The sequence below is a fragment of the Rhodobacter sp. 24-YEA-8 genome (assembly GCF_900105075.1).
GTDB lineage: Bacteria > Pseudomonadota > Alphaproteobacteria > Rhodobacterales > Rhodobacteraceae > Pseudogemmobacter.
The window spans coordinates 1,587,008-1,613,287 of record NZ_FNSK01000001.1 but is presented as its reverse complement, the minus strand read 5'-3'; the positions used below and the strand labels follow the sequence as shown (position 1 = coordinate 1,613,287).

Below are 26,280 nucleotides of genomic sequence, written 5' to 3'. Positions count from 1 at the left end.
TCGCCGCAGGGTTTGCACATCTGTTGCGCCCCGGGCCCGGTTCTGTTTCTGGTTCTGCCGAAAGCGGGTGCCGTTGCCAGGCGGGGTCGCGCCCTGTCTGCTGCCGCATCGCGCAGCGTCCTTGTCCGCCGCGCAGGGTCCGCCCGGCCGATATGGCAGGTCTCGCGTGAGGCGGCCGCTTTTTCTGGGCCGCATCCCCTATCGCCGCCGCCGGCTGCGCGATGCCGCGCGGCTGTTGCCGGTGGCGGGGGCCTTTCTGATGATCCTGCCGATCCTCTGGACGCCCGCGGGCGGTGATGGAAACCGGCTCCTGTCCTCGGATGTGATCTGGTTCTTTGTGACCTGGGCCTTGCTGATCCTTGCTGCCGCCGTGCTGGCACCGGGCCTCGCGCGCCCCGACGCGCCGCGCCCGGATGCCGCGCGTCCCGGCGTCCTGACGGGCGACGAGGAAGAAGGCTGATCCCCTGATGTCCTTCAACCTGCTGGTTGCCTCCTGCCTCGCCTATGTGATCTTCCTCTTTGCCGTCGCATTCCTCGTGGAACGCCGCTCGGGGCAGGGCAAGCTCGGCTGGCTGCGCTCGCCCTTGGTCTATACGCTGTCTTTGTCGATCTATTGCACCGCCTGGACCTTTTACGGCGCGGTGGGATACGGCGCGCGGTCGGGGCTGGAATTCATCACCATCTATCTGGGGCCAACGCTGGTCTTCATCGGCTGGTGGTGGATCTTGCGCAAACTCGTCTATATCGGGCGCCAGCAGCGGCTGACCTCGATCGCCGATCTGATCTCGTCGCGCTATGGCAAGTCGAACTCGCTTGGCGTGCTGGTCACGGTGATCGCGATTGTCGCGGTGACACCCTATATCGCGCTGCAGCTGCAATCGGTGGTGCTGGCCTTCGAGGTTTTCGCGAGCGCCGCCCCGGGCGAGGCCCGCCCGGGCGCTGGTCAGACCGCGATCTGGGTGGCGGCAGGGCTTGCGCTTTTCACCATCCTCTTCGGCACCCGCAATCTGGATGCGAAAGAGCAGCATACCGGGATCGTCACTGCCATCGCGGTCGAGGCCGTGGTGAAGCTGGTCGCGCTGATCGCGGTCGGCTGTTTCGTGGTCTGGGGCCTTGCGGGCGGTGTCTCGGGGATCATGGCCAAAATCGATGCCTCGTCCCTCCATGACTGGCAGCTGCAACCGGGGCGTTGGACCGCGATCCTGTTTCTTGCAGGCGCCGCAGTGATCTGCCTGCCGCGCATGTTCCAGGTCATCGTGGTCGAGAATTCCGATGACCGCCAGCTTGCCCGCGCCTCCTGGGCCTTTCCGGCCTATCTGCTGGCGATGAGCCTTTTCATCATTCCCATCGCCGTCATGGGGATCGAAAGGCTGCCTGCGGGATCTAACCCGGATATGTTTGTCCTGACATTGCCTCTGGCCGAAGGGCAGGGCGGGCTTGCGATGCTCGCCTTCCTTGGCGGGTTCTCCTCCGCAACCTCGATGGTGATTGTCGAGGCGATTGCGCTCGCGACGATGGTGTCGAACCATATCGTGATCCCGACCTGGCTGAGGCTGCGCCGGTCGGGCGCAATTTCCGAAGATGTGCGCTCGCTGGTGCTGACCGCGCGCAGGCTTTCCATCGCGCTCGTTCTCGCGCTTGGGCTGGGCTATTACCGGCTTTCGGGCGGCTCCGGGGCGCTGGCCGAGATCGGGCTGATCTCTTTCGCGGGGGTTGCACAATTCCTGCCGGCGATGATCGGCGGCATCTTCTGGCGCGGCGCCACGCGGACGGGCGCGCTCCTCGGGCTGGCGACGGGCTTTACACTCTGGGCCTATTGCCTGTTCCTGCCGTCTTTCGGCGATGCGATCCTGCCGGCATCGGTGCTGCAGGCCGGGCCCTGGGGTCTGAGCTGGCTGCGGCCCAATGCCATGTTCGGGACCGAGGTGATGGACCCGCTGGTCCATGCGCTGTTCTGGTCGCTGATCGCCAATACCGCAGCCCTCTGCGCCGCCTCGATCCTCAGTTTCCCCGGCCCGGTCGAGAGGTTGCAAAGCGCCGCTTTCGTAAATGTCTTTGATGGCCCTGTCGGCCCGCAACGCTGGGCGCGTGGCGAGGCGGAACCAGAGGCGCTCCTGATGATGACGCAGCGCATCATGGGCGAAGAAGAGGCGCAGGGCCTGTTCGAGCGCGCCGCCCGCGACCAGGGCAAGAGCGAGTCGATGCTGCCCGACCCGACCCCGGCCTTTCTGGCGGCGCTGGAAGAACGGCTTGCGGGCTCTATCGGGGCGGCCACCGCCCATGCGATGATCTCGAAACTGGTTGGCCTGGATACGGTCACGGTCGAGGATCTGATGGTGGTCGCGCGCGAATCCGCGCAGCTGATGGAACATTCCGCCCAGCTAGAGGAACAGCGTTTCGAACTTGCCCGCACCGCAACGGCATTGCGCGAGGCGAATGAAAAGCTGACCGCGCTGTCGGTGCAGAAAGACGCCTTCCTGTCGCAGATCAGCCATGAGCTGCGCACGCCGATGACCTCGATCCGCGCCTTTTCCGAGATCCTCGCCGAGGGCGACCTGCCGGTCGGCACTGTGGCGCGCTCGGGCGGGATCATCCGCGATGAGGCGGTACGGCTGACCCGGCTGCTCGATGACCTCCTGGATCTTTCGGTGCTGGAAAGCGGCAAGGTGCAGCTCTCCGTCAGCCTTGTGAGTATGCGCGATCTGATCGACCGTTCGATCCTTGCGACCGAAAAGGTCAAGCCAGAGCGCGATATCGAATTCATCCGTGACCAGGTCGCCGAATCCGTCTGGATGCGGACCGATGCGGACCGGCTGACGCAGGTGTTCATCAATCTGATCGCCAATGCGCGCAAATATTGCGATTCGAGCCATCCGCGCATCCGCATCGCGGTGCGGGTCAGGGCCGGGCGGGTGCGGGTCGATGTCGCGGATAATGGGAAGGGCATTCCCAAGGCGCTGCAATCCATGGTGTTCGAAAAATTCTGGCGCCTTCCCGGTGAGGCGCGGGCCTCGGGAGCCGGGCTTGGCCTCGCGATCTGCCGCGAGATCGTGACCAATCTGGGCGGCACGATCGACTATCTTCCGGGTCAGGGCGGGGCGGCATTCCGCGTGGTGCTGCCGCTTCGGATCGAGCCGGGCTGAAAAACCAGGCAGTGCGGCGCTGGCAGCGGATTTTAGACGATTTTCTCTGTCCCGTTAACTTTGCGCAAACATTCTCGCGGCCAGAATGGCGCTGCCTGGACAGAACGGGAAGCATTGCCATGAGCGAGATCCTGCGCCGCAAACTCCGCCCCGCGCATGAGGAACAGGCCCGGCCCCATGCGCTGGTTGATCAGGCCTGGCGGCTGGCGCTGGCGCGGGCTTTGCGTGAAGGGGCGGGGTTGCCGGCCGAGACCACGACCCTGACATCGCGGCCCTGCGATCTGGCGGAACTGCCGGAGCTGCCGGCTGAACGCGCGCTGATTGCGCTGCTGGACGGGCCGGGTGGCGCGATGGGGGTGGCGGCGCTGTCGCCTGATCTCACGGCCTCGCTGATCGAGATGCAGACGATCGGTCGTATCGGCGCGGGTCCGCCGGGGGCGCGGCGTCCGACCCGGACTGATGCCGCGATGATCTCGCCGGTGCTTGACCGGGCGCTGGCACGATTCGACTTCCTGGTCCGCGATCTGCCGGACCGACGGGTGGAGGCCGGGCTCCGTTTTGCATCACAGCTCGATGACGCCCGCAGCATCGGGCTTTTGCTCGATGATCAGCCCTATCATCTGATGAGTGCCGTGCTTTCGCTGGCGGATGGCAGGCGCAGCGGTGAGATATTGCTCGCTTTGCCGCTGACCGGGGCCCCGGTCGCCGAGGCCTCTGCCAATACGCCGGGGTCTGAGGGATTTGCTGCGGATCTGGGGCAGACAGAATGCGAATTGCAGGCCGTGCTGGGGCGGCGGATGCTGACGCTCAATGAAGTGATGCAGCTGGAGCCGGGGCAGTTTCTGGCACTGAACGATGCCAGTATCGCGAAGATCAGCCTGCATGGGATTGACGGGCGGGCGGTGGCGGCGGCGCGTCTCGGGCAGCAAAATGGCTATCGTGCGCTGCGGATCAGCGCTGTTGCGATGCCGGGGAGGGAGGTTGAAACCGGTGGCTCTGACATGGCCGTCGGGCGGGATTCGCCATCAGAGACCGCCGTTGGATCTTTGGACTTCCCGGCCGGCTTTCCGATGGAACAGGGGCCTGCGCCCGATCCCGGTTTCGGGCCGGACACGGGATTGGGCGAAGGGTTTGATATCCGTGTCCCGGCCTGAGCGGCTGGCCCGGAGCGGCATCGGAAGGGTTGCGCGATCCCACCAGCCCCCCGGCTCCAGTATCTCAGCTCGCGGATTTTTGCGCGGCAAGTGCCTCGATCTGCGGGGCAAGATGGGCCAGCTGATAGCCATGTTGCGCGGCAGCGGCGATCAGTTCGGCCGCAGGCCGCGTGCCAGCCTGGGACAGGGCCCAGACGATCGAGGATCGGTTGCCGCTGGCGCAATAGGCGAGGACCGGGCCCGGCGCTGCGGCAATTGCTTCGGCCTGGGCCGTGACATTCTGCATCGTCAGCGCGCCTCCGATCACCGGATTGGCAAAAAATGCAAGGCCAAGCGCCTCGGCCTGCGCGCGCATTGCCCCGGTATGAAGCTCGTCGGGGATCTCGGCATCGGGGCGGTTGTCGATCACTGCGCGATAGCCGGCATCCCTGATCGCCTCAAGGTCCTCAAGGGCGATCTGGGGCGAAACGGCATAGGTTTCACTGAGCGGGCGGATATCCATCTTGACGTCCCTTCGGAAATTCTGCCGCAGCCTACTCCGCAGAGCGGCGGGGGAAAAGCCCCGATGCGGGGCGCAGCAGCAGGTGAAAAGCGGCGTGATCCTGATCTGGATCATGGTCGGGAAAGAGAATCTGAGCAAGATCAGCCCGGAAGTACCGGCAGCCGGAGGAGGAACGGCCATGGAAATTTACAACCGATTTTCGCGATTGCAGCATCTGACGCGGAAGGCAGTCAGGCTTGCTCAGGACGGCGCTTTGCAGGATCTGAACGCGACACTTGCAGAGCTTCAGGCCCTGGCGCATCGCTTTACGGCCTTGCCCGACAGCTGCGGGCGCGAGAGTCTGATGCAACGCGAGGCGCGGCGCCTGCGCGAAGAAGAGGAAATCGAACAAAGTTTCGACAATATGCCGGTGTGACATTCTCCGACCCGGCAACGGTTGTTTCTGGTGGGCCTTTCGCGAGGGCAGACCTTTGTTGACCCCGGCAGAGCCGCTATGGGGTCCGGGCGCGATCTGCCAGGATGTCTCAATATCTGGAGGCAAAAACGCGGCCATGGCCCTGGTTGTGGAAGAGCCCGGGAGGCCAGAGCTCCGGCGGGCCAGGGCCCGCGCTTGCAGGAGCTTGCCGGATAATCAGGGTAAGCTCTTGTCAAGCAACCGGAATGTCCTGTTAACTTGCACGCCATAGAGTGACGGGTGAAGGCGGGGGCATGACTCGGGTTGAGGGGAGTGGGACTGCGGGCAGCGGTTCTGCCAGATATGCAGCTGACGCGCATGAAACGGCGGCGCCGGACAATGCCGTTGCGGGCACAGCGGCGGCACCGGTTCAGCAAAGCCTTGTCGGGCCAGACGGGCGCGTGCTTTTGCTGGAGATCGGCCATCCGCCCCTGAATGGCCTGACCCGGGAGGTGCGGGCGGCGCTTGCGGCAGCGCTCGCGGTCGAATGCAGTGCTGGAGAGACACGGGCCGGCGGCGCCCGCCCGGTGGTGATTGCCGGTGCCGCAGGCGCGTTTCCTTCGGCAACCCTAGTCGAGGCCGGCGCTGCGCTCCTCGAGGGCAATCCCTCGCTGGCCGGAATTTGCCGACAGATCGATTTTTATCCCGCGCCGGTGGTGGCGGCGATTTCCGGTCGCGCCACCGGGCCGGGGGCAGAGCTGGCGCTGGCCTGTCACGCGCGGATCATGGCGATCGATGCGCGGATCCAGTTCCCCGAGGCCGGGCTGGGCCTTTCGCCCATGGCCGGCAGCAGCCAGCGTCTGCCGCGGCTGACCGGGCCGGATGAGGCGATCTCGCTGCTTTTGAATGCGACACCGCTCGACGCCGATCAGGCGCTGGCCATCGGCCTCGCCGATCATGTGACCGAGGGCGACCCCGTTCCGGCGGCGATTGCACTTGCGGCGCGGATGCCCGCCCCGGCGCCGGTGATTGCCCGCGAGGACGGGATCCGCGACAGCACGGCATTTGGCGCGACCATCGCCCGGGCGCGGCGCGATCTGGCGCGCAATCCGATGCCGGCTCCGGCGCGGATCGTCGACTGCATTGAGGCCGCGCTTTATTTGCCGCCGGAAAACGGTTTTGCGCTGGAGGCGGTGGTCTTCGATGATCTGCTGGCCACCGGGGAATGCAGGGGGCTGATCGCCGCCGCGCGGGCCGAACGGGCGGCGCATATTTTGCCACCGGGCGTGGCTGGCAGTGGCGGTGCCGAGATCCGGACCCTTGGGCTGACCGGGGCTGGCCCGCAGCTGGCGGCGCTGGCGCTGCTGGCGCTTGGCCGGGGCCTCCGGGTGATCTGGGCCGGGCCGGAGGGTGGTGGTGACGCGGCGTCGCTGGAGCGGATCGCTGCCTGGGTGCGCGAGCGGCTGGAGGCCGAGACACGCTCGGGCCGGCTGAGCCAGGCGCAGCGTGACGCCGACTTCCTGCGGTTTGAGACAGGGCAGCCGGCCGGGGCGCTGGCGCAGGCGGGGCTGGTGGTCCATGCGCGGCCTGGGGCCGTGGCGGATGGCCTGGCCCGGCAATACCCGGCGATGCTGCATCTGGTGATTGGCGGGGGGGGCGGGCGCGCAGGCCTGACCATCGCGCCGTCCGGGCGGGTCTGCGAGATCAGCACCGGTGGCGTGGCGGGGCCGGTGTCGATGGGCGGGCTCTGGCGGCTGATGCGCAGTTTCGGCCTGCAGCCGGTGCTCAGCGGCACCCTGCCGCAGGTCGGGCGCCGCGTTGCGGCAAGCGGTCAGGCGGCGCTGTCGCGGATGCTTGCGATGGGCGTGCCGCGCCGGCTGATTGCGACGGCGCTGGAAGGCTTTGGCCAGGCGATGCCGGATTTGCCGGAGCCGGGGTCTGAGGTCGCCATGCGCGGTATGGCTGCCGAAGAGGTGATCCGGCGCTGGCTGGCGGCGCTGGCGAATGAAGGCTACCGGCAGATTGCGGATGGTGCGGCATCAGGGCCGGCTGCGGTGGATTTTCTGATGGTGCAGGGGCATGCCTTCCCGCGCTGGCGCGGGGGGCCGATGCATCTGGCGGAGGAGCGGGGCGCTATGGTGCTGCGCAGCGATCTGCGCCGCTGGCAGGAGGATGATCCGGTCTGGACGCCGCATCCGTCCCTGGACCGGCTGGTCTCGAAGGGGCGGTCGGCGGCATAAGTCTGCGCCCCGTTCAGCGGGCCGGCCCTGCGACTGATCAGCCGAGCGAAATGCCCATGATCACCATTGCGAGGCCCAGCACCGAAAGGCCAAGCGCGCCGAAATTCACCGCGAAAAGTTTTTGCAGCTCGCTGCGCATCTGTTCATCCGTGGCGCCCGAGCGGCGGATTTTCAGCCCGCGCAGGATGCACCAGAGCAGGCCGAAGACGCCAAGAAGCGACAGGAAGGCGCCGGGCCAGATCAGATAGGGCATTGAAAGCTCCGCCATGTGCTGCGGGATGCTGGCTAAACGCTGGCGGGCTTTCGCGCAAGAGGGGTCGCAAGAGCGGGCGGCAGCGCTTGAAATCGGCGGCCCCGGCAGGGTATCTGTCGGGCAAAGCATAAAGCGGAGAGCAGGAATGAACGACGCCTTCAATGTGACCGCCGATGAGCTGCGTCAGCTGATCGAGCGGATCGAACAGTACGAAGCCGAAAAGAAGGACATCGCCGAGCAGCTGAAAGAGGTCTATGCCGAGGCCAAGGGCCGGGGCTTTGACACCAAGGCGCTGCGCAAGATCGTATCCCTGCGCAAGCAGGATGCCGAGGAGCGCCAGGAAGCGGATGCGATCCTCGAAGTCTATATGACCGCGCTCGGGATGAACTGAGCAGCGCATGCGGAATATGAAAACGGGGGCCAGTGGCCCCCGTTTTCATTTCGCACTGCGGCGCTGGTTTCAGATCGCAGCGCGGCTTTGGGCGCGGATTTGCAGGCTGCGCCGGAAAAAGGCGGCGAGGAACATCGCGGTCAGCACCAGGATGATGGTGGCGGCGGGCGAGGCATCAAGCCAGAAACTTGCCCAGATCCCGGTCATCATCGCGGTGAAGCAGGCGATGCAGGCCACGACCAGCATCTGGCCGAAGCGGCGCACCAGCAGGAAGGCGATAGCGCCGGGCGCGATCAGAAGGCCCACCGCCAGGATCAGCCCGGTTGCCGACAGCGTCGCGACGATGGTCAGCGACAGAACTGCAAGCAGCCCGTAATGCAGCATCCCGACCCTGAGCCCCGAGGCCCGCGCCTGAGCCGGATCGAAAGCCTGCAGCATCAGGTCTTTCCAGCTTACCACCAGCGCCAGCGTCACGAAGCCGGCGATCAGCCCGGCGGTCCAGAGATCCTGGACACTGACCCTCAGCATATTCCCGAACAGGATATGGTCGAGATGCGCGTCGCTCTCGATCGAGGTGTAAAGCACGATCCCGGCGGCAAACATGCCGGAAAACACCACACCCATGATGGTGTCAGGCTTGATGCGGCTGTTTTCCGACAGCCAGCCAGTCGCGACCGAGGTGAACATGCCGGCGGCAAAGGCGCCGATGATCAGCGGAAAGCCCCAGATATAGGCCAGCACAATCCCCGGCAGCACGGCATGGCTGACCGCATCCCCCATCAGAGCCCAGCCCTTCAGAACAAGAAAGCAGGACAGAAGCGCGCAGGGCACTGAAATCATAGCGGAAATCAGGAAAGCCTTTTGCATGAAGGGAAACTGGAACGGCAAGAGAAACGTCTCGATCATATCGCGTCCTCCTCGCGCAGGGCAGCGGCAGCGCGGCGTTTCGTTGCCAGAAGCCCGTGTTTCGGGGCGAAGATGAAAACGAGAAGGAAGATCGCGGTCTGCAGGCAGACGATCACGCCTCCGGTCGCGCCATCGAGGAAATAGCTGACATAGGCGCCGACAAAGCTGGTCACGGTGCCGATGGCAACCGACAGCACGATCAGCCGGCCAAAGCGGTCACAGATCAGCCAGGCGGTGGCTCCGGGCGTCACGACAAGTGCGATCACCAGAAATGCGCCGACCGTCTGCATCGCCGCCACAACCGAGGCCGACAGCAATGTGAAGAAAACGCCTTTCAGAAACCCCGGATGCAGCCCGACAGAGCGCGCGTGGTTTTCGTCAAAGAACACCACCATCAGGTCTTTCCATTTCATCAGCAGGACCGCCAGCGTCACAAAGCCGATCACCGCCAGTTGCAGCGTGTCTTCGGGCGTGATGGCGAGGATATTGCCCATGGTGATCGTCTGGATCGAGACCGCCATCGGGTTCAGGGACACCATGAACAGGCCCAGCCCGAAAAACGCGGTGAAGATCAGCCCGATCACCACGTCTGATTTCAGCCCGCTCCGGTCTGAGAGAAACAGCATGGCGAGCGCCGCGAGCCCGCCCGAGAGAAAGGCGCCAAGCGCGAAGGGCAGCCCCAGCATATAGGCGCCGGCCACCCCGGGCACGACCGAATGCGAAAGCGCATCGCCGATCAGAGACCAGCCTTTCAGCATGAGATAGGCCGAGAGAAAGGCGCATACCCCGCCGACAAGCGCCGAGACCCACATCGCAGTAAGCATGTAGGAATAGGTGAACGGCTCCCAGAGGATCTCCATTCAGCGACCCTCCCGCGTGCGGGTCTCATGGCCATATTGCACCAGCGGCCGTTCATCATCGGTCAGGATCGAGACATGGCGCGGGTCGTCATCGTCATGCAGTTGATCGCCCGAAAGGGTGAAACGGCGCAACACGCCGCCAAATGCCTCTTCGAGATTGTCATGGGTGAAGGTATCGGCCGTCAGGCCATAGGCGAGTACCGTGCCCCTGACCAGCACGACGCGGTCGCAGAATTCCGGCACCGAGCCGAGGTTATGGGTCGAGACCAGCATCACGCGGCCTTCATCGCGCAGTTCGCGCAGAAGGGTGATGATCTGTTCCTCGGTCTTGACGTCAACGCCGGTAAAGGGCTCGTCAAGCAGGATCACCTGGCCATCCTGCGCCAGGGCGCGGGCCAGAAAGACGCGTTTTTTCTGGCCACCTGACAGCTCGCCGATCTGGCGGTGGCGGTAATCCAGCATATTCACCCGCGAAAGCGCCTGGTCGACCGCCGCGCGATCCGCCGCAGACGGGATGCGCAGGAACCCCATATGACCATAGCGGCCCATCATCACCACATCCTCGACGAGGACGGGGAAGGACCAGTCGACCTCTTCGGATTGCGGCACATAGGCGACAAGGTTCTGTTTCAGCGCCTCGCGGACCGAACGGCCAAGCAGGCTGATCTGTCCTTTCGCAACCGGCACGAACCCCATGATCGCTTTGAAAAGCGTGGATTTCCCGGCACCGTTCACGCCGACCAGCGCGGTGACGGTGCCGCGCGGGATCCCGAAAGTAGCATTCCTGAGCGCGGTATGGCCGTTGCGATAGGTGACCGTCACATCCTGCGCGGTGATGCCACCACCCGGATCATCGGCTGCTGTGGCCTTTGTCCGGGGGTCTGGGGTCTGCGGCATGATAGGAAGGGCTTTCTCAGCTGGAATTAAGGGAACTCTGCCACGGGAAACCGCGGCAGAGAAGTGTTTTTGAGAATGGGTCTCAGTTGGGGCTGCTCTCAAGCCCGATGGCGATGGTCTCTGCTGTGACTTTCAGCAGGTCGAGATAGGTCGGGACCGGGCCATCTGCGGTGGAAAGACTGTCGACATAAAGCACGCCGCCATAAGAGGCGCCGGTCTCGCGCGCGACCTGTTCGGCGGGGGCGGTATTGACGGTGCTTTCGCAGAAGACGACCGGGATATGGTGCTCTTTAACCCCGTCCACCACCGCGCGGACCTGCTGCGGCGTGCCCATCTGATCGGCATTCATAGGCCAGAGATACAGCTCTTTCATGCCGAAATCGCGGGCGAGGTAGGAAAACGCGCCTTCGCAGGTCACCAGCCAGCGTTTGTCTTCGGGATTGGCGGCGATGCGGGCACGCAGCGGCTCGATCGCGGCCTTCATCTCTGCCTTATAGGCCGTAGCATTGGCGGCATAGGTCGCGGCATTATCCGGGTCGTGCTCTGTGAGGGCCTTTTCGATATTGTCGATATAGATCAGTGCATTATCCAGACCCATCCAGGCATGCGGATTGGCTTTGCCCTGATAGGATCCCGATGAGACCGCAATCGGATCAATCCCGTCGGTCAGCGTGGCCGAAGGCAGGTCACCGAGGTTTTCCAGAAAACCCGCGAACCAGAGTTCCAGATTCAGCCCGTTCCACAGGATCAGATCGGCATCCATCGCGCGGACCAGATCCTGCGGGGTCGGCTCATAGCCATGGATCTCGGCGCCGGGGCGGGTGACCGAGACCACATCGGCGGCATCCCCCGCCACATGCTGCGCCATATCGGCGATCACGGTGAAGGTGGTGACGACTTTCAGTTTGTCTCCGGCGAAGGCCAGTCCGGTGGTCAAAAGAAGGGCGGCGAGGGCGGTGGTCGGGGTTTTCAGCCAGGCTTGCATTATTTCTCCTCTCGGCATGGTTAGATGTAAATGCAAATCATTCTCAACTGTCAACTGCTGATTTGCGTGGGATCCCGGGGGCTGTCGCTGTCGTGCGCTGCAAATGTCGCAAACGGCACAAAAGCGCCGCAAACCCGAAGCGGTGAAACTTCGGGCAGGAGTATTTCCGGTTCAGAGCCGTTCAGGAGGATAAGATGTCGGAAGTGATCGAGGGTCGTCGGGCGCGGGGTGGCGGCGCGGCACGGCGCGCGGAACGCACGGCTGTCAGCTTCGAGACGGCGAAATTCATCAGCCGCAACATCCCGAATTTCGAAGTGCTGAATGAAGAGGCGCTTCAGATCATCGAATATAACGCCGAGACGATTCTAGAAGAGATCGGCGTCAATTTCGTGGAGAATCCGGCAGCCCTCGTGCGCTGGCGCGAGGCCGGTGCCGATGTGCGCGGCGAGCGTGTGCATATCCCGCGCGGCCTTGCGCGCAAGCTTTGTTCGACTGCCCCCGCGACTTTCACCCAGCATGCCCGCAACCCCGAGCGCAGTGTCGAGATTGGCGGCAAAAACCTTGTGCTGGCACCGGTTTACGGCCCGCCCTTCGTCCGCGATCTGGAAGGTGGCCGCCGTTACGCGACCATCGCGGATTTCCAGAATTTCGTGAAGCTGGGCTATATGTCGAAATGGCTGCACCATTCCGGCGGAACGGTTTGCGAGCCGACCGATATCCCGGTGAACAAACGCCATTTCGATATGCTGCACGCGCATATGACACTGTCTGACAAGCCCTATATGGGGTCCGTCACGGAACCCTCGCGGGCGCAGGATTCGGTCGATATGTCGAAGATCCTGTTCGGCGATGATTTCGTCGACCAGAACACGGTGATGACCTCGCTGATCAACATCAACTCGCCGATGACCTTTGACGGCATCATGATGGGCGCGCTTGAGGTCTATGCGGCCAATAACCAGGCCTCGATTGTCTCGCCCTTCATCGTCGGTGGCGCGATGGCGCCGGTGACGGTCGCTGGCACGCTGACCCAGGTGCTGGCCGAGATCCTTGCCGGTGTGGCCTACAGCCAGCTGGTGCGGGCAGGCTCGCCGGTGATTGCGGGGGCGTTTGTGACCTCGATCGACATGAATTCCGGCGCGCCGACCTTCGGCACGCCCGAGGCCGCACATATCACCTATGGCGCCGGTCAGCTGGTCCGCCGTCTGGGGCTGCCGTATCGTTCCGCCGGTTCGTTCTGCGGCTCGAAACTCCCCGATGCGCAGGCGGCCTATGAGACCTCGAACAGCCTCAATATGGGGTTGCTCGCGGGTGTGAACTTCATGCTCCATGCCTGTGGCTGGCTGGAAGGCGGGCTGGTCTCCTCCTACGAGAAATTCGTGATGGATGCCGATCAGCTGGGCGCGTTGCATGGCATCGCCAAAGGCGTTGCGGTGGACGAAAACGCCCAGGCGCTGGATGCGATCCGCGAGGTCGGTCCGGGCGGCCATTACCTTGGCTGCGCCCATACCCAGGCCAATTTCAAGACCGCTTTCTGGCGCTCGGATGTGCTGGATTACAAGCCGTTCGAGACCTGGGAAGAAGAGGGCGCCCGCGATACCGCAACGCTTGCTTCGCTGAAGGTTAAGAAGATGCTGGCGGATTATGTGGCGCCGGAACTCGACGTGGCAAAGCGCGAGGCGCTGGATGACTATGTCGCGAAACGCAAGGCAGAGATGCCCGACGCCTTCATGTAACAGTTTCCCAATTCGAAACAATTGGCCCCGCCCTGGCAACAGAGCGGGGCCTTTTTCGGTCAGAACGGCTCAGTCAGGATCAAAGCGAAGCACACCCGCACGCCGCGTTGTGCCCCCGGTATCGCTCGGATGGCTTATGCCGTCGCTCACCGGGATCTCGCGGAAGTCAAACGGGCTGACCCCTTCGATACAGGCGACATTGACGCCGTATTGATCGGTATTCGAGCGGCGCTGATGATGGGTGTAGATGCCGCAGGTTTTGCAGAAGTAATGTTTCGCGGTGCCGGTGTTGAACTGGTAGAGCGTGAGATTGTCTTCGCCTGCCACAAACGCGATGTCACCGAGACCGGCCGAGACGGCGACCGCACCGCGCATCCGGCAATAAGAACAGGTGCAGCGGCGGATCGAAGCGAAGCCCCCGGTCAGACGCAGCCGGAAGCGGACAGTGCCGCAATGACAGGCTGCGCTGAAATCCTCTGTTTTCTGGCTCATTTGCCCCTCCCTGAAGTGGTGAGAGCCTATGTCCCGGCAGTAACGGCCACAAGACCGCCGGGAAATCCAGGGAGGGGATTTCAGCCGGCGGCTGTCCGCGGTTGCAAAAGCCGGCACTCGGCCACGAGAGCTGCGAGCACCTCGATATGGTCGCAGATCGAATAGGTAGACGCGCCGCTCTGGCGGATTTCCTCGATCCGCGCCTCGGTCTCAAACAGCTTCGAGACAATACGCTCGGGGTGGTTTTCTTCCGGGGCAAAGCGCTTCAGCGCACTGGGCCGGTGGTAATCGGCCAAGGCAAACCGGACCGCGCGCATCAGGATTCCGGGGCGGCGGATTTCAGAGAGGCTGGTGCGGGTATCGGACATTCATGGCTCCTTCAGCGGGTGAGAAGGGCAGTCTGTCCCGGATAATCCCGGCGTTGCGCAGGCCTGAAAACCGGCGCGCGCCCGGGAAGGGGCTGTTTAGCTTTTGGTTACCATTATCGACAAATCGTAACCAGTTAACATCTGAGTAACCACGATCCCCTAAGCTGCATTCAGCACCAGCCGGATATTCAGACCTGAACATGCAACAGATCAGAGATTTTGAAAGCCCAGCCAGCGCGTCCCAGTTCCCGGTCTGCCTGCCGGCCTGGATTCCGGATCAGATCAGGCTTTATCTCGGTCACACCGAAGAGGGGATCTCACTCAGGGCGCTGGCGCGCGAACGGGGGGTGCATGCCTCGACCGTGATGCGCCAGGTCCGCCGCTATGAGTGCCGTCGCGATGATCCGCTGATGGATGCGGCACTCAGCCAGCTCAGCCGGGCGGCGCGGTTTTCCCCCAATCCGGTCCGCCAGGAGGTAATCCCCGCGATGACATCCCATATTCCGCAAGAAGCCGCCCGCCGCACCAAAGCCGTCCCGCCGATGCGCGCAACGCTTCCCGATGAAAGCGAACTCGACCGCGAGGCGCGCCGCATCCTGCGCCGCCTGGCAGAACAAGGCGCGCTGCTGGCCTTTGCCGACGATATGGACAAGGCGGCGGTCCTGCGGGAGTTTCCCGATGGGCGCGCGGTCAGGACAGCGGTACTGGAGCGTACGGTCGCCCAGGCCTTTTGCCTCAAGGACTGGATCTCGTGCCGCAAAAGCGGGCGGATCTCGACCTATGGCATCACCCAGGCGGGGCGGGCGGCGCTGCGCCGGCTGATGGGGGACGAGGAGGTGCAGCCGGGTATGGCCGAGGCGGCGACACCTTTTGCCGATCAGCATCGCGTCTTTGCCGAGCGGGAGGTGCAGACCCCGGAAGGCCCGCGCCGGATGCGGTTTAACATCGCGGAAAGCCCGGTTGCGGTGCTGGGGCGGCGGCGCGAGAAAAATGGCGAGCTGTTTCTGACCGCGGATCTGGTGGCGGCGGCCGAGCGGCTGCGCGAGGACTTTGAACTTGCACAGATGGGGCCGCGCGTGGCGCAGAACTGGGAGAGGTTCCTGACCGGCAGTGACCGGGGCGGCTTTCGCGGGGACAGCGGGCTGGCCGAGGGGCCGGGCCGGGCGCGGGATCGGGTGGCGCTCGCCTTGCGCGATCTTGGGCCGGGGCTTGGCGATATTGCCCTCAGGGTCTGTTGTTTTCTCGAAGGCGTCGAAAGTGCCGAGCGCCGCATGGGCTGGGCGGCACGGTCGGGGAAGATCGTGCTCCGGATCGCGCTGCTCAGGCTCCGCCGGCATTATGATGAGACCTATGGCCGGTCGGGCCCGCTGATCGGCTGAGGCTCTGGGCCTGACCCGCCAGAGGGCGGGAATGGGATAAAGATGCGCGCCCTTTTCAGGGCGCGCAGTTGCAGTTCATCCGCGCAGGTCAGTCTGCGCGCGTCAGGCCGGCCGCATGCACGACGCCGGCCAGGGCACCCCCCACCAGAGGGGCTATGATAAAGACCCAGAGCTGGCTCAGCGCGGCGCCGCCGGCAAACAGTGCCGGGCCGACCGAGCGGGCCGGATTCACCGAAACGCCGGTGATCTGGATGCCGACAAGGTGGATCCCGGTCAGGGTCATGCCGATGGCAAGCCCGGCAAGGATGGTCGATGCGCCGGGATGGGTCGCGCCAAGGATCACCGTGACAAAGAGGAAGGTCGCCACGATTTCGAAGATCAGTGCCGAGGTCAGGTTGTATTTGCCCAGATAATTCTCGCCATAGCCGTTCGAGCCGAGCCCGTATTCGCCAAGCGTGAAGCCGGTTTTGCCGGTCATGATCAGGTAAAGCACTGCCGCGCCGAGGATGGCGCCGGCGAGCTGGGCGATCACATAAGTGATGAAGGCGCCGGGCGTCATCTTGCCCGCAAGCAATATGCCAAGGCTGACCGCCGGGTTAAGATGTGCGCCCGAGATCGCGCCGATGCCATAGGCGGCGGCGACGATCGAGAGGCCGAATGCCAGCGAGATGCCGGTCAGGCCCACACCGGTTGTGCCATCAGCGCCGGCGATCACCGCCGCGCCACAGCCAAAGAAAACGAGGATGAATGTGCCGATGACTTCGGCAGTAAATTGTTTAGACATTGTCCCTCCGGGTGACAGTGCCGGGTGAAAATTCCCCGGCGGATACTGGTCAGGCGGCTCCGGGGATGTGTATATGCACTATCCGTTGCCTTGGAGCCTGTCTCAGCTTATGTCTGGGGTGATCCCCGGAAAAGGGGGAAAAATTCCAGAGGTCAGCCCATGCGCGATCTGAAGATCCCCGATCAGCGTCACCCCGAAAAGGCGCATCGCCCCGATCAGGAGCAGCCGAAAAAACCGTCCTGGATCCGGGTCCGGGCGCCGAATTCGGAAGGGTATAAAAAGACCCGCGACATCATGAAGGAAAACCGTCTGGTGACGGTTTGTGAGGAAGCGGGCTGCCCCAATGTCGGCGAATGCTGGAGCCAGGGTCACGCCACCATGATGATCATGGGCGAGATCTGCACCCGTGGTTGCACCTTTTGCAATGTGGCGACTGGCAAGCCGCAAAACCTTGATGCGTTCGAGCCGGGCCGGGTGGCCCATGCGGTCTCGAAGCTCGGGCTGAACCATGTTGTGATCACCAGCGTTGACCGGGACGATCTGGAAGATGGCGGCGCGGAGCATTTCGCTCAGACCATCCGCGCCGTGCGGCACCGCTCGCCGGATACCACGATCGAGATCCTGACGCCCGACTTCCTGAAATGCGCGCCCTCGGCGCTGGAGAAAGTGGTCGAGGCGCGGCCCGATGTTTTCAACCACAATCTCGAAACCGTGCCGGCGCTTTACCATGAGGTCCGTCCCGGCGCGCGCTACTTCCACTCCCTGCGGCTTTTGCAGCGGGTGAAAGAGCTTGATCCGACGATGTTTACCAAATCGGGGATCATGGTCGGTCTTGGCGAGACCCGGCCCCAGGTCTTGCAGGTGATGGATGATATGCGCTCGGCCGATATCGATTTCCTGACCGTGGGCCAGTATCTGCAACCGACCCCGAAACATCACCGTGTTGCGGAATTCGTCACGCCGGAGGATTTCAAGGCCTATGAGAAATCGGCCTGGAACAAGGGCTTCCTGATGGTCTCGGCCACGCCGCTGACGCGGTCTTCCTATCATGCGGGCGATGATTTCGCGCAATTGCGCCAGGCGCGGATGGAAAAACTCGGCCAGGCCTGAGCCTGGCCCGGGCCGCCTTTGGGCGGCTCACTCTGCCGGCGCGACCTTTTTCAGCCAGGCCGCGACGGCTGCCGCCTCTTCCGGGGGCAGACGGGCGAAATTCTCGACCACATGCGCCATATGGCCGCCGACGGAATCATAATCCGGGGTGAAGCCGGTGGTCAGATAATCGGCGATTTCCTCCGCGCTCCAGTCGAGGGCGGCGGGGGTGATGTTCGGGATCTGCCCGCGCCCCGAGGGATTTGGCGCACCCGCAAGCCAGCGCGAGCGGTCCATCGCCCCGAAAAGGTTGCGCGGTGTATGGCATTCGCCGCAATGCGCCATGGCCTCGCCAATATAGCGGCCGCGTTCTTCCTCAGGCGTCAGATCGCCGGTCACCACCCAATCCTTGCGCAGGAACAGAAGCTTCCAGCCGCCCAGCAGCCAGCGCTGGCTGAACGGAAAGCCTAGGTCATGGTTCTGGCTGGGCGACGGATCGGCGGGCAGCGTTTTCAGCCAGGCGTCAAGGTCGGCCACATCCTGCAGGGTGAGCTTTGCATATGAGGCGTAAGGCAGCGCCGGGTAGAGATGTTCGCCGCCGCGCGAGACACCCCTTGTCAGTGCATTGGCAAGATCAAGGGCCGACCAGGCACCGATGCCATGCTGCCTGTCCTGGCTGATATTTGGCGCATAGAATGTGCCGAACTGCGATACGAAGGCCTGCCCCCCGGCCAGGACCGGCCTGTCATCGGCGCTGTTCTCCTGCCCGGGTGCAAGATGGCAGGAAGCGCAGCCGGTGGCGAGGAAGACCAGCCGCCCGGCTTCGGCATCACCGGAAAGCCCGTCCATGGCATTGGCCGAAAGGGGGGCGGGCAAAGTGGCCCATATCAGCGCGGCTGCCGCAAGCGCGGCGCCTGACGCAAGGATCAGCGCGGCACGGCGCAGGGGATGAGGGGCTCGTGGCATCGGCTTGCCTTTCCGGGCTGGCTTTCCCCCATCCTGGACCGCTCAGCGCCGTTTGTCAGCGCGTTTTCTCCGGCCCTCAGAACCGCATCCTGTTCACCCGGAGCCAGTCCGGCCAGCCCCAGATCCATTCAAATGCCGCAAAGGCGAGACAGGCGGCGATCACGCCCAGCACCAGCAGCACCCGCTTCATCGGCGGCGGGTTCTGCACCCAGCGTTTGGCACGCAACAGCCAGACGGTGATATTCATCGACACCCCCTTATCGCGGTATTCGCCCTGTTGCGGGAGGCAAACAGGACGCGCTTCACTTCAGGTACCGGGAAATTCCCCCGGAGTGGCGGCTGGCAGGACCGAAACAGCGCAGGTCACGTTGCACAGAGGAGTGCCCCTCGTCCGAACAGCTGACCTCGCCGAGAATCTGTGGGCAATGCTCAGGCGCTGTCGGTGAATCTGACCTTGCCAATATAGGGAAGGTTTCGGTTTCTCTGCGCAAAATCAATCCCATACCCAACGACAAACTCATCGGCGATCTCAAATCCGGTCCAGGTTGCGCGGATCGGCACCTCGCGCCGCGACGGCTTGTCAAGCAGCGCACAGATCTCAAGCCGGCGCGGCAGCCGCGACATCAGCAGGTTTTTCACATGGGTGAGGGTATGGCCGGTATCGACGATATCCTCGACCACCAGTACATCGCGACCCTGAATCTCGCCGCGCAGATCCTTGAGGATACGGACCTCGCGCGAGCTTTGCGTCGAATTGCCATAAGAAGAGGCTTCGAGAAAATCGACCTCGACGGGCAGGTCCAGCTCACGCACGAGATCTGCGATGAAGACGAAAGAGCCGCGCAACAGGCCGACGACGACCAGCTTCTCGGTTCCCTGATAGGCGGCGGTGATTTCGCGCGCCAGCGTCTCGATCCGCGCGGCAATCGCTTTGGGGCTGATCATCTGGTCGATGACATAGGGTCGCCCCGTCGGGGTTTCGAGGGCCGGGCCGGGCGCAGTGGCCCGGGCAGGGGTCCTGGTGGTGGACTGGGCTTTGGTCGGATCGGTCATGGCTGGCGCTCGGTTCTGGCGGAATGATTTCTTTTCACCCCGAAAGCGGGTGGGGGAAAGCGGAAACTCCCGCAATGGGGTTGAATTCCGGCGGTCGAGCGGTGAGATGGGGGTGTATCCGCAAGATTATCAGACATGCCCAGACATCAAGAGACCCGCAAATTGCCCTGGTCGGCACAAGAGATGTTCGATCTCGTCGCCGATGTGGAAAGTTATCCGAAATTTCTGCCCTGGAATGCGGCGGCACGGATCAAATCGCGCCGGCCGGTCGAGGGCGGCGCCGGGGGCGATACTGTGATCGAGGCCGATCTGGTGATCTCGTTCAAGGTGTTTCGCGAACGCTTTGGCAGCCGGGTCACGCTGCTGGGCGGCGATAAGCGGATCCTGACGGAATATATCGACGGGCCGTTCCGGTATCTGCGGTCGACCTGGGAGTTCCGCGATCTCGAGGAGGGCGGCTCGGAGGTCGGGTTCTTCGTCGATTTCGAGTTCCGCAATGCGATCTTGCAGGGCGTGATCGGGCTGGTTTTCAACGAGGCGATGCAGCGGATCGTGCGGGCGTTCGAGCGGCGCGCGGCAGAGCTTTACGGCTCGCGCGGGTAGCTGACGCATCTGTCGGGGCTGAGGCGTAAAATGCGTGCCCTTACGGGCCTGCGCCTGTTTTAAGTCAGCATTAAGCGGATCAGCTCTGTGATATCAGGCCTTTGCCGTCGGGGCAGCTGCGTTATGGAGAAGGCGCAGCGCGTATTCGGTTGCGGCCCTGCGCACATTGCTGCGGCCGAGGGCGCCGAAATCCCGGGTCTCGGTCAATGTTGTGCCACCGGTCCGGGCGAGGCCGAAACAGACCCGGCCTTCGGGTTTATGCTCGCTGCCGCCGGGGCCGGCGATGCCGGTGACCGAGACCGCGAGACCGGCGCGGGACTGGCGCAGCGCGCCTTCGGCCATTTCGCGCGCGACCTCCTGGCTGACGGCACCGAATTGGGCGAGGCTGCGCTGATCCACGCCGAGCATCGTCTGTTTCGCCTCATTGGAATAGGTGACGAAGCCGCATTCGACGACATCGGAGGAGCCGGGAATATCGGTCAGCGCGGCCGATACGAGGCCGCCGGTGCAGCTTTCGGCTGTGGCGATCCTGAGCCCGCGCGCGCGGGCCTCCTGCAGGACGGCTTCGGCGAGGCGCGCGATCACATCAGCCATGGCTGCAGCACCGCATGATAAAGCCCGGCAAGGACGACCGATCCGATGCCGGCGAACAGCCCTGCAAGGACGTCGTCCAGCATCACCCCGGTGGCATCATGGCGCCGGTCGGCCTGGCCGATGATCCAGGGTTTCCAGATGTCAAAAAGGCGGAACAGCAGGAAAGGCACGACCCAGGCCGGCCAGGCGCCCCACCAGAGCCCGATATCAAGGCTGTGGTTCATCGCCGGAATGGCGGTGAAGCTCAGCGCGATCCACTGGCCGGCGACCTCGTCAATCACCACCTCGGACGGGTCGGTGTCGGTTGTGCCCCGCAGGTAAAGCGGCACGGCCCAGAAGCCGAGCAGCGTTGCCAGCACCGCCCCCACCGGCACCAGCCAGTAAAGCCCCTGGTTCATCGCCAGCAGCGCCAGCAGTGCCGCCGCCAGCGAGGCCCAGGTGCCCGAAGCCGGGCGGAGATGGCCAAGGCCAAAGAAAGTGGCAGTCAGGTTGATCATGCTTTCACCAATACCACGGTTGCAATGGAGGCTATACCTTCTTCGCGACCGGTAAAGCCCAGTCGCTCCGAGGTGGTTGCTTTGACGCTGATCCGGCTTGCGTCGAGGCCCATGATAGCCGCGAGGGCGGATTGCATGGATGCGGCATGTGGTCCGATCTTCGGGCGCTCACAGATCAGGGTCACGTCGCAATTCGAGATCGCGAAACCGCGATCTGAGGCCAGCGCCACGGCATGGCGCAGGAAGATATGGCTTGCAGCCCCCTTCCATTGCGGATCCGAAGGCGGGAAATGCCGGCCGATATCGCCTTCTGCCAGCGCGCCATAGATCGCATCTGTCAGCGCATGCATCCCGACATCAGCATCGGAATGACCCAGCAGGGCGTGGTCATGCGGGATCTTTACACCACAAAGCCAGAGATGATTGCCCTCGGTGAAGGCATGGACGTCAAAGCCATTGCCCATGCGGATATCCATGGTGCTTTCCTTTCCGCGCCGTTGCGCGAGGATCTGTTCCGCGCGGGGGAAATCCGGCGGGATGGTGAGTTTGAGATTGTCTTCCTCGCCTTCGACAATCGCGACCTCCAGCCCGGATGCGAGGGCGAGTTCGACATCATCGGCGGCCTGGCCTGCCGTGTCGGCGCGATGGGCGGCGAGGATGGCATCGAAATGGAAGGCCTGGGGCGTCTGCGCGCGCCAGAGCCCGTCGCGAGGCTGGAGACCGGTCACAACCGCACTTTCGCCCCGCCAGAGCGCATCGCTGACCGCAAGCGCGGGGGCGGCGGCCGGGCTGTGATCCAGGGCCGCAAGCATCCGTGCGATCAGCGCGGGGCTGGTCAGCGGCCGGGCGCCGTCCTGGATCAGTACCCTTTTGTACCCCTGGCCCGCCATGGCTTCGAGCGCGCGGCGCACCGACCCGGCCCGCGTGGCACCACCTTCGACCAGATGCGCCCCCGGCGCGATTTCTGCGACAAGTCCGGCGGCGGTCTCGCGGTCATCGGGATGGATCACCAACGCCAGATCAAAGCCCTGAAAAGCGCGCAGCGTATGGGCGAGCACCGGTTCTCCGGCGAGAAGACGCCATTGCTTCGGCATGCCCCCACCGGCCCGCACCCCACGCCCGGCGGCGGTGATCACCACCAGCGTCTTTGGACTTGCGCTGGCCGGACCGGCTTCCGACATGTGTGAAACAATCTGGGGCTGGGTCACAGAATTTTTGCCTGGTTCGGACTGGGGCTGTTGCGGCGGTTTTAGGCCAGGGAAAGGATGCTGGCAATCTGCGTGTCCCTGCCCAAAATGCGGGCAAGTGTGATTAATTATTGTGCAGGCTCTCGTTCCGGTGCAGGTCTGCCCGCGAATTATCCGGGCATCTGCCTTGGAACTATGCCGAACGGCAAATAGCACTTTCCCAAAGACAAAAGGAACCCGACCTTGGCTTTGACCCCTGGCACTTTGGAAAACGGTCCTTCGCAAAGGGATATGGCTGCGGCACCTGTCGCAGCGAGGCCTGCTGCAGTGGATATCGGGCCGTTCAGCCTTTACCCGCCGGTGTTTCTGGCGCCGCTTGCGGGGATCACTGATCTGCCGAACCGGCGGCTTGTAGGGTCATTTGGCGCGGGGCTTGTGGTGTCGGAAATGGTCGCCTCGGATGAGGTGCTCAGGAACCGCCCCGAAGCGCGCGCGCGGGCAGAGCTGGGTTTTGGCGAGAATATCACTTCGGTCCAGCTGGCGGGGCGCGAGCCCGCATTGATGGCCGAGGCCGCCAGGTGGTGCGAGGGGCAGGGCGCTGAGATCATCGACATCAATATGGGCTGCCCGTCGAAACGGGTGACGACGGGGCTCTGTGGTTCGGCGCTGCTGAAAGATCTCGACCTTGCGGTCGGGCTGATCGAGGCGGTGGTCGGCGCGGTGAAAGTGCCGGTGACGCTCAAGACCCGGCTGGGCTGGGATGAACATCTGCTGAATGCGCCCGACCTGGCGGCCCGCGCCGAACAGGCGGGGGTGAAGATGGTGGTGATCCATGGCCGCACCCGCTGCCAGTTTTACAAAGGCCAGGCCGACTGGGCCGCGATCCGGCGGGTGAAAGAGGCGGTGACGATCCCGGTGATCGCGAATGGCGACATTATTGATGCGGCCACCGCGGCCGAGGCGCTGGCGCAGTCGGGGGCGGATGGCGTCATGGTCGGGCGCGGCGCCCAGGGCGCGCCCTGGCGACTGGCCGAGATCGCCCATGCGCTTTACGGCACGCCCGCGCCGGTGATCCCCGAAGGGCCGGCGCGGGGCGAGATGATCGTCCGGCATTACGATGAGATGCTTGGTTTCTACGGGCGCGAACTGGGGCTGCGCTGCGCGAGGAAGCATCTTGGCTGGTATCTGGAAGAGGCCGGGATGGACCATGCCCGCGAGGCGGTGCTGACGGCAACCGACCCCGCTCTGGTCCGCGACCTGATCCTGCGTGCCTTCAGCGAGACCGAGGAGGCCGCATGAGCAGCTATCGCTCTCCCTGGCCGGTTCCCGGTGTGGTCTGGGCGTCATTGCCGCTGCCGGCCCTGCTGGTCGGGCCGGATGGCCTGATCCGCGAGGCCAATCCGGCGGCGGAGAGCTTTCTGAACGCCTCGGCAAAATCCCTGTCCGGTCAGCCGGTGCTGGACCGCATCATGATCGACGCGCCGATGGAGGAAGCCTTCGCCCGCGCCCGCGCCAATCAGGCGCCGATGAAGATCAACAATGCCGATGTGACCAGCGGAGACCGCCCGCCGGTGCAATGTTCGGTCCATATCGCGCCGATGCAGGACCAGCCGGACCATCTGATGCTGATGTTTTCGCCGCGCGAGATTGCCGTCCGGCTGGGGCGCGCGGGGGCTTCGAAAACGGCGGCGAAATCGGCGATCGGCATGGCCGAGATGCTGGCGCATGAGATTAAGAACCCGCTCGCGGGCATCGCGGGCGCGGCACAGCTTTTGTCGATGTCGCTGACGCCGGAAGATCGCGAGATGACCGATCTGATCGTGGAAGAGACCCGGCGTATTGTCAAACTGCTGGAGCAGGTCGAACAATTCGGCAATCTGCGGCCGCCGGAACGCCGCGCTGTGAACATCCATGACGCGCTCGACCGGGCGCGGCGTTCGGGGCTTGTGGGTTTTGCCTCGCATATGGTGATCCAGGAAGATTACGACCCCTCGCTGCCGCCGACCTGGGCCGATCCCGATCAGCTGATGCAGGTCTTTCTGAACCTGATCAAAAACGCCGCCGAAGCTGCAGGGCGCAAGGGCGGCACCATCCGGCTGCGCACATTTTATGACCTGAGCCTCAGGATGCGCCGTAAGGATGGCAGCCAGGCGGCGCTGCCGCTGAATGTCGAGGTGATTGACGATGGTCCCGGCCTGCCACCCGATATCGCGGCCGAGGTTTTCGACCCCTTCGTTTCGGGGCGCGAGAACGGCACCGGGCTGGGCCTCGCGCTGGTCTCGAAAATCATCGCCGACCATGAGGGCTGGATTTCGGTCGATTCCGTTCCGGGGCGGACGGTGTTCCGTCTCTCGCTGCCGATGGTGCCCAAAGAACCAAGGAAAGAGGTGTAACCCATGGATGGAACGGTTCTGGTCGCGGATGACGACCGCACGATCCGCACGGTTCTGACCCAGGCGCTGACCCGGGCGGGCTGCAAGGTGCATGCGACCTCCAGCCTGATGACGCTGATGCGGTGGGTGGAAGAGGGCAAGGGGGATCTGGTGATCTCGGATGTGATCATGCCGGATGGCAACGGGCTGGATGCACTGCCGCGCATCGCGCGTATGCGGCCCGGCCTGCCGGTGATCGTGATAAGCGCGCAAAACACCATCATGACCGCGATTCAGGCCGCCGAAGCCGAAGCGTTCGACTATCTGCCGAAACCTTTCGATCTGCCCGATCTGATGAAGCGCTCGGCCCGCGCGCTGGAGCAAAAACGCCGCGCCGCCCCGGTCGCACAGCCAGTCCGCGAACCCGCCGAAGAACTGCCGCTGGTCGGGCGCACGCCCGCGATGCAGGCGCTGTACCGGCTGGTGGCGCGGGTGATGAATACCGATATTCCGGCGCTGATCTCCGGCGAATCGGGCACCGGAAAAAGCCTGCTCGCGCGCGCGATCCATGATTTCTCGGACCGCCGGACGCTGCCCTTCGTCACCGCGACCGCAAGCGATCTGCAAGGGGTCGAAGGCCCGTCTTCGCTGATCGCGAAAGCGCGTGGCGGCTCGGTCGTTTTCGATGAGATCGGGGATTTCAACGAGGATGCCCAGGCGCGGGTGGTGCGGCTCCTCGATATGCTCGGGGACGATTCTATGGCCGGCAAGGCCCCCCGGATCATGGCGACAAGCCAGGTCGATCTGGCCGGGCGGATGGAGACTGGAAGTTTTCGCCAGGATCTTTACTACCGGCTCGGCGGTGTGACGCTGCATGTGCCTTCCTTGCGCGAGCGCGTCGAGGACATCCCGCTGCTGGCCGAACATTTCCTCGCGAAGGGCGAGCGCGATTTCGGCACCACCCGCCAGCTGGCCCCCGACGCGCGCGAACTGATCCGCAACCATGCCTGGCCGGGCAATGTGCGTCAGCTGGAAAATGCGATTCGCCGCCTGCTGGTCACCGCCTCCGATGCCGAAATCAACCGGGCCGAGGTGGCGGCGGTGCTGGGTCAACTCCCGGTGGCGGAGCCGAGCCGAGGCGTGATGGAGGGTGAGAAACTTTCCGCCACCGTGATGCGCCACCTGAAACGCTACTTCGATCTGCATGGCGGACAGCTGCCCCCCCCCGGCGTTTACCAGCGTATCCTGCGTGAAGTGGAGATGCCGCTGATCGAAATCGCGCTGGATGCGACCGGCGGCAACCAGGCAAGATGTGCCGATTTGCTCGGGATAAACCGCAATACTTTGCGCAAGAAGATCACCGATCTGGATATTCGCGTGACACGGCGCCGCAAGCTGATGTAAAACCGCAACATCAAGCGTGGCAGACGGGTCG

At 64.0% G+C, this 26,280-nt stretch carries 28 protein-coding genes; 13 read left to right on the top strand and 15 right to left on the bottom strand.

What is annotated here, in order from left to right; all coding sequences use genetic code 11:
* The first annotated feature begins 166 nt into the window (after positions 1-166).
* From BLW25_RS07960 to BLW25_RS07950, 3 genes are all read left to right on the top strand, one after another.
* Positions 167-460, top strand: coding sequence for a hypothetical protein (locus tag BLW25_RS07960; RefSeq protein WP_249495364.1), 294 nt, complete (start codon positions 167-169; stop codon positions 458-460).
* A gap of 7 nt (positions 461-467) precedes the next feature.
* The gene (locus BLW25_RS07955; protein WP_092897957.1) at positions 468-3,143 is read left to right on the top strand and encodes an ATP-binding protein; all 2,676 of its coding nucleotides are present in this window, start codon (positions 468-470) and stop codon (positions 3,141-3,143) included.
* A 119-nt stretch (positions 3,144-3,262) separates the two neighbouring features.
* Complete coding sequence (locus BLW25_RS07950; RefSeq protein WP_092897956.1) at positions 3,263-4,297, top strand: flagellar motor switch protein FliM; 1,035 nt, start codon at positions 3,263-3,265, stop codon at positions 4,295-4,297.
* 64 nt (positions 4,298-4,361) lie between these two features.
* Here BLW25_RS07950 and BLW25_RS07945 read toward each other — a convergent pair whose 3' ends face one another.
* Positions 4,362-4,799, bottom strand: coding sequence for a protein tyrosine phosphatase family protein (locus BLW25_RS07945; RefSeq protein WP_092897955.1), 438 nt, complete (start codon positions 4,797-4,799; stop codon positions 4,362-4,364).
* 178 nt (positions 4,800-4,977) lie between these two features.
* Here BLW25_RS07945 and BLW25_RS07940 point away from each other — a divergent pair, with 178 nt between their 5' ends.
* Together BLW25_RS07940 and BLW25_RS07935 are read left to right on the top strand one after the other, a co-directional pair.
* Positions 4,978-5,214: a hypothetical protein gene (locus tag BLW25_RS07940; RefSeq protein WP_143040472.1), complete on the top strand. Its 237-nt coding sequence runs from the start codon at positions 4,978-4,980 to the stop codon at positions 5,212-5,214.
* Positions 5,215-5,507: 293 nt separating this feature from the next.
* Positions 5,508-7,433: an enoyl-CoA hydratase/isomerase family protein gene (locus tag BLW25_RS07935; RefSeq protein ID WP_143040471.1), complete on the top strand. Its 1,926-nt coding sequence runs from the start codon at positions 5,508-5,510 to the stop codon at positions 7,431-7,433.
* 37 nt (positions 7,434-7,470) lie between these two features.
* Here BLW25_RS07935 and BLW25_RS07930 read toward each other — a convergent pair whose 3' ends face one another.
* Positions 7,471-7,686: a hypothetical protein gene (locus BLW25_RS07930; RefSeq protein WP_092897950.1), complete on the bottom strand. Its 216-nt coding sequence runs from the start codon at positions 7,684-7,686 to the stop codon at positions 7,471-7,473.
* 145 nt (positions 7,687-7,831) lie between these two features.
* Between BLW25_RS07930 and BLW25_RS07925 the strand changes: the two genes are divergently transcribed.
* A complete protein-coding gene (locus BLW25_RS07925; RefSeq protein WP_092897948.1) occupies positions 7,832-8,077 on the top strand; it encodes a DUF2312 domain-containing protein in 246 nt (81 codons plus the stop codon).
* A gap of 69 nt (positions 8,078-8,146) precedes the next feature.
* Here the strand turns inward: BLW25_RS07925 and BLW25_RS07920 are convergent, their stop codons facing one another.
* From BLW25_RS07920 to BLW25_RS07905, 4 genes are all read right to left on the bottom strand, one after another.
* The gene (locus BLW25_RS07920; RefSeq protein ID WP_092897946.1) at positions 8,147-8,983 is read right to left on the bottom strand and encodes a metal ABC transporter permease; all 837 of its coding nucleotides are present in this window, start codon (positions 8,981-8,983) and stop codon (positions 8,147-8,149) included.
* The gene (locus tag BLW25_RS07915; protein WP_092897944.1) at positions 8,980-9,843 is read right to left on the bottom strand and encodes a metal ABC transporter permease; all 864 of its coding nucleotides are present in this window, start codon (positions 9,841-9,843) and stop codon (positions 8,980-8,982) included. The genes BLW25_RS07920 and BLW25_RS07915 overlap by 4 nt, the downstream gene beginning before the upstream one ends.
* Positions 9,844-10,740, bottom strand: a complete 897-nt coding sequence (locus tag BLW25_RS07910) for a manganese/iron ABC transporter ATP-binding protein (RefSeq protein WP_092897942.1) — start codon at positions 10,738-10,740, stop codon at positions 9,844-9,846.
* An 82-nt stretch (positions 10,741-10,822) separates the two neighbouring features.
* Entirely contained in the window at positions 10,823-11,725 is a 903-nt protein-coding gene (locus BLW25_RS07905) for a metal ABC transporter substrate-binding protein (RefSeq protein ID WP_092897940.1), read from the bottom strand.
* A gap of 194 nt (positions 11,726-11,919) precedes the next feature.
* Between BLW25_RS07905 and BLW25_RS07900 the strand changes: the two genes are divergently transcribed.
* A complete protein-coding gene (locus BLW25_RS07900; RefSeq protein WP_092897938.1) occupies positions 11,920-13,461 on the top strand; it encodes a trimethylamine methyltransferase family protein in 1,542 nt (513 codons plus the stop codon).
* A 69-nt stretch (positions 13,462-13,530) separates the two neighbouring features.
* On the opposite strand, the gene BLW25_RS07895 is transcribed toward BLW25_RS07900, so the two are convergent.
* Both BLW25_RS07895 and BLW25_RS07890 read right to left on the bottom strand, forming a co-directional pair.
* Positions 13,531-13,953: a GFA family protein gene (locus BLW25_RS07895; protein WP_092897936.1), complete on the bottom strand. Its 423-nt coding sequence runs from the start codon at positions 13,951-13,953 to the stop codon at positions 13,531-13,533.
* An 80-nt stretch (positions 13,954-14,033) separates the two neighbouring features.
* Complete coding sequence (locus tag BLW25_RS07890; protein WP_092897934.1) at positions 14,034-14,321, bottom strand: DUF6477 family protein; 288 nt, start codon at positions 14,319-14,321, stop codon at positions 14,034-14,036.
* 200 nt (positions 14,322-14,521) lie between these two features.
* On the opposite strand from BLW25_RS07890, the gene BLW25_RS07885 reads away from it, so the two are divergent.
* Positions 14,522-15,700: a DUF6456 domain-containing protein gene (locus BLW25_RS07885; RefSeq protein ID WP_092897932.1), complete on the top strand. Its 1,179-nt coding sequence runs from the start codon at positions 14,522-14,524 to the stop codon at positions 15,698-15,700.
* 88 nt (positions 15,701-15,788) lie between these two features.
* Here BLW25_RS07885 and aqpZ read toward each other — a convergent pair whose 3' ends face one another.
* Positions 15,789-16,484 (bottom strand): aquaporin Z, encoded by a 696-nt coding sequence (aqpZ, locus tag BLW25_RS07880; RefSeq protein WP_092897930.1) that lies wholly within the window; start codon positions 16,482-16,484, stop codon positions 15,789-15,791.
* A gap of 159 nt (positions 16,485-16,643) precedes the next feature.
* On the opposite strand from aqpZ, the gene lipA reads away from it, so the two are divergent.
* Entirely contained in the window at positions 16,644-17,594 is a 951-nt protein-coding gene (gene lipA, locus BLW25_RS07875) for a lipoyl synthase (protein ID WP_092897928.1), read from the top strand.
* A gap of 27 nt (positions 17,595-17,621) precedes the next feature.
* Here lipA and BLW25_RS07870 read toward each other — a convergent pair whose 3' ends face one another.
* The 3 genes from BLW25_RS07870 to hpt all read right to left on the bottom strand — a co-directional run bounded on the left by BLW25_RS07870 (position 17,622) and on the right by hpt (position 19,484).
* Positions 17,622-18,518: a c-type cytochrome gene (locus BLW25_RS07870; protein WP_171909601.1), complete on the bottom strand. Its 897-nt coding sequence runs from the start codon at positions 18,516-18,518 to the stop codon at positions 17,622-17,624.
* A gap of 97 nt (positions 18,519-18,615) precedes the next feature.
* Entirely contained in the window at positions 18,616-18,786 is a 171-nt protein-coding gene (locus tag BLW25_RS24305; protein ID WP_171909509.1) for a hypothetical protein, read from the bottom strand.
* A gap of 182 nt (positions 18,787-18,968) precedes the next feature.
* Positions 18,969-19,484 (bottom strand): hypoxanthine phosphoribosyltransferase, encoded by a 516-nt coding sequence (hpt, locus tag BLW25_RS07865; RefSeq protein ID WP_253188539.1) that lies wholly within the window; start codon positions 19,482-19,484, stop codon positions 18,969-18,971.
* A gap of 243 nt (positions 19,485-19,727) precedes the next feature.
* Between hpt and BLW25_RS07860 the strand changes: the two genes are divergently transcribed.
* Complete coding sequence (locus BLW25_RS07860; protein WP_092897922.1) at positions 19,728-20,195, top strand: type II toxin-antitoxin system RatA family toxin; 468 nt, start codon at positions 19,728-19,730, stop codon at positions 20,193-20,195.
* Between the two features lie 93 nt (positions 20,196-20,288).
* Here BLW25_RS07860 and BLW25_RS07855 read toward each other — a convergent pair whose 3' ends face one another.
* The 3 genes from BLW25_RS07855 to BLW25_RS07845 are packed head-to-tail and all read right to left on the bottom strand — an operon-like array spanning position 20,289 to position 22,467.
* Positions 20,289-20,789, bottom strand: coding sequence for a CinA family protein (locus BLW25_RS07855; protein ID WP_092897920.1), 501 nt, complete (start codon positions 20,787-20,789; stop codon positions 20,289-20,291).
* On the bottom strand, positions 20,777-21,286 hold the full coding sequence (locus tag BLW25_RS07850; RefSeq protein WP_171909508.1) for a phosphatidylglycerophosphatase A family protein: 510 nt from the start codon (positions 21,284-21,286) through the stop codon (positions 20,777-20,779). Before BLW25_RS07850 ends, BLW25_RS07855 begins: the two co-directional genes overlap by 13 nt.
* On the bottom strand, positions 21,283-22,467 hold the full coding sequence (locus BLW25_RS07845; protein ID WP_092897918.1) for a bifunctional 2-C-methyl-D-erythritol 4-phosphate cytidylyltransferase/2-C-methyl-D-erythritol 2,4-cyclodiphosphate synthase: 1,185 nt from the start codon (positions 22,465-22,467) through the stop codon (positions 21,283-21,285). The genes BLW25_RS07850 and BLW25_RS07845 overlap by 4 nt, the downstream gene beginning before the upstream one ends.
* Positions 22,468-22,764: 297 nt before the next feature.
* Between BLW25_RS07845 and dusB the strand changes: the two genes are divergently transcribed.
* From dusB to BLW25_RS07830, 3 genes are read left to right on the top strand one after another with little or no spacing between them, the layout of a single operon-like run.
* Complete coding sequence (gene dusB, locus BLW25_RS07840) at positions 22,765-23,772, top strand: tRNA dihydrouridine synthase DusB (protein ID WP_092897916.1); 1,008 nt, start codon at positions 22,765-22,767, stop codon at positions 23,770-23,772.
* The gene (locus tag BLW25_RS07835; RefSeq protein ID WP_092897914.1) at positions 23,769-24,866 is read left to right on the top strand and encodes a two-component system sensor histidine kinase NtrB; all 1,098 of its coding nucleotides are present in this window, start codon (positions 23,769-23,771) and stop codon (positions 24,864-24,866) included. The genes dusB and BLW25_RS07835 overlap by 4 nt, the downstream gene beginning before the upstream one ends.
* A gap of 3 nt (positions 24,867-24,869) precedes the next feature.
* The gene (locus BLW25_RS07830; protein WP_092897912.1) at positions 24,870-26,249 is read left to right on the top strand and encodes a response regulator; all 1,380 of its coding nucleotides are present in this window, start codon (positions 24,870-24,872) and stop codon (positions 26,247-26,249) included.
* The last annotated feature ends 31 nt before the right edge of the window (positions 26,250-26,280 follow it).

Bases quoted from the DNA above. Each gene is read 5' to 3' on its own strand.
- BLW25_RS24305 (WP_171909509.1), bottom strand. From the start codon at position 18,786: ATGAATATCACCGTCTGGCTGTTGCGTGCCAAACGCTGGGTGCAGAAC.
- BLW25_RS07945 (WP_092897955.1), bottom strand. From the start codon at position 4,799: ATGGATATCCGCCCGCTCAGTGAAACCTATGCCGTTTCGCCCCAGATC.
- BLW25_RS07830 (WP_092897912.1), top strand. From the start codon at position 24,870: ATGGATGGAACGGTTCTGGTCGCGGATGACGACCGCACGATCCGCACG.
- BLW25_RS07930 (WP_092897950.1), bottom strand. From the start codon at position 7,686: ATGCCCTATCTGATCTGGCCCGGCGCCTTCCTGTCGCTTCTTGGCGTC.
- BLW25_RS07940 (WP_143040472.1), top strand. From the start codon at position 4,978: ATGGAAATTTACAACCGATTTTCGCGATTGCAGCATCTGACGCGGAAG.
- BLW25_RS07890 (WP_092897934.1), bottom strand. From the start codon at position 14,321: ATGTCCGATACCCGCACCAGCCTCTCTGAAATCCGCCGCCCCGGAATC.
- BLW25_RS07850 (WP_171909508.1), bottom strand. From the start codon at position 21,286: ATGATCAACCTGACTGCCACTTTCTTTGGCCTTGGCCATCTCCGCCCG.
- BLW25_RS07855 (WP_092897920.1), bottom strand. From the start codon at position 20,789: ATGGCTGATGTGATCGCGCGCCTCGCCGAAGCCGTCCTGCAGGAGGCC.
- BLW25_RS07895 (WP_092897936.1), bottom strand. From the start codon at position 13,953: ATGAGCCAGAAAACAGAGGATTTCAGCGCAGCCTGTCATTGCGGCACT.
- BLW25_RS07905 (WP_092897940.1), bottom strand. From the start codon at position 11,725: ATGCAAGCCTGGCTGAAAACCCCGACCACCGCCCTCGCCGCCCTTCTT.
- lipA (WP_092897928.1), top strand. From the start codon at position 16,644: ATGCGCGATCTGAAGATCCCCGATCAGCGTCACCCCGAAAAGGCGCAT.
- BLW25_RS07950 (WP_092897956.1), top strand. From the start codon at position 3,263: ATGAGCGAGATCCTGCGCCGCAAACTCCGCCCCGCGCATGAGGAACAG.
- BLW25_RS07835 (WP_092897914.1), top strand. From the start codon at position 23,769: ATGAGCAGCTATCGCTCTCCCTGGCCGGTTCCCGGTGTGGTCTGGGCG.
- BLW25_RS07845 (WP_092897918.1), bottom strand. From the start codon at position 22,467: ATGTCGGAAGCCGGTCCGGCCAGCGCAAGTCCAAAGACGCTGGTGGTG.
- BLW25_RS07935 (WP_143040471.1), top strand. From the start codon at position 5,508: ATGACTCGGGTTGAGGGGAGTGGGACTGCGGGCAGCGGTTCTGCCAGA.
- BLW25_RS07885 (WP_092897932.1), top strand. From the start codon at position 14,522: ATGCAACAGATCAGAGATTTTGAAAGCCCAGCCAGCGCGTCCCAGTTC.
- BLW25_RS07925 (WP_092897948.1), top strand. From the start codon at position 7,832: ATGAACGACGCCTTCAATGTGACCGCCGATGAGCTGCGTCAGCTGATC.
- dusB (WP_092897916.1), top strand. From the start codon at position 22,765: ATGGCTGCGGCACCTGTCGCAGCGAGGCCTGCTGCAGTGGATATCGGG.
- BLW25_RS07915 (WP_092897944.1), bottom strand. From the start codon at position 9,843: ATGGAGATCCTCTGGGAGCCGTTCACCTATTCCTACATGCTTACTGCG.
- BLW25_RS07900 (WP_092897938.1), top strand. From the start codon at position 11,920: ATGTCGGAAGTGATCGAGGGTCGTCGGGCGCGGGGTGGCGGCGCGGCA.
- BLW25_RS07955 (WP_092897957.1), top strand. From the start codon at position 468: ATGTCCTTCAACCTGCTGGTTGCCTCCTGCCTCGCCTATGTGATCTTC.
- hpt (WP_253188539.1), bottom strand. From the start codon at position 19,484: ATGATCAGCCCCAAAGCGATTGCCGCGCGGATCGAGACGCTGGCGCGC.
- BLW25_RS07860 (WP_092897922.1), top strand. From the start codon at position 19,728: ATGCCCAGACATCAAGAGACCCGCAAATTGCCCTGGTCGGCACAAGAG.
- BLW25_RS07910 (WP_092897942.1), bottom strand. From the start codon at position 10,740: ATGCCGCAGACCCCAGACCCCCGGACAAAGGCCACAGCAGCCGATGAT.
- BLW25_RS07920 (WP_092897946.1), bottom strand. From the start codon at position 8,983: ATGATCGAGACGTTTCTCTTGCCGTTCCAGTTTCCCTTCATGCAAAAG.
- aqpZ (WP_092897930.1), bottom strand. From the start codon at position 16,484: ATGTCTAAACAATTTACTGCCGAAGTCATCGGCACATTCATCCTCGTT.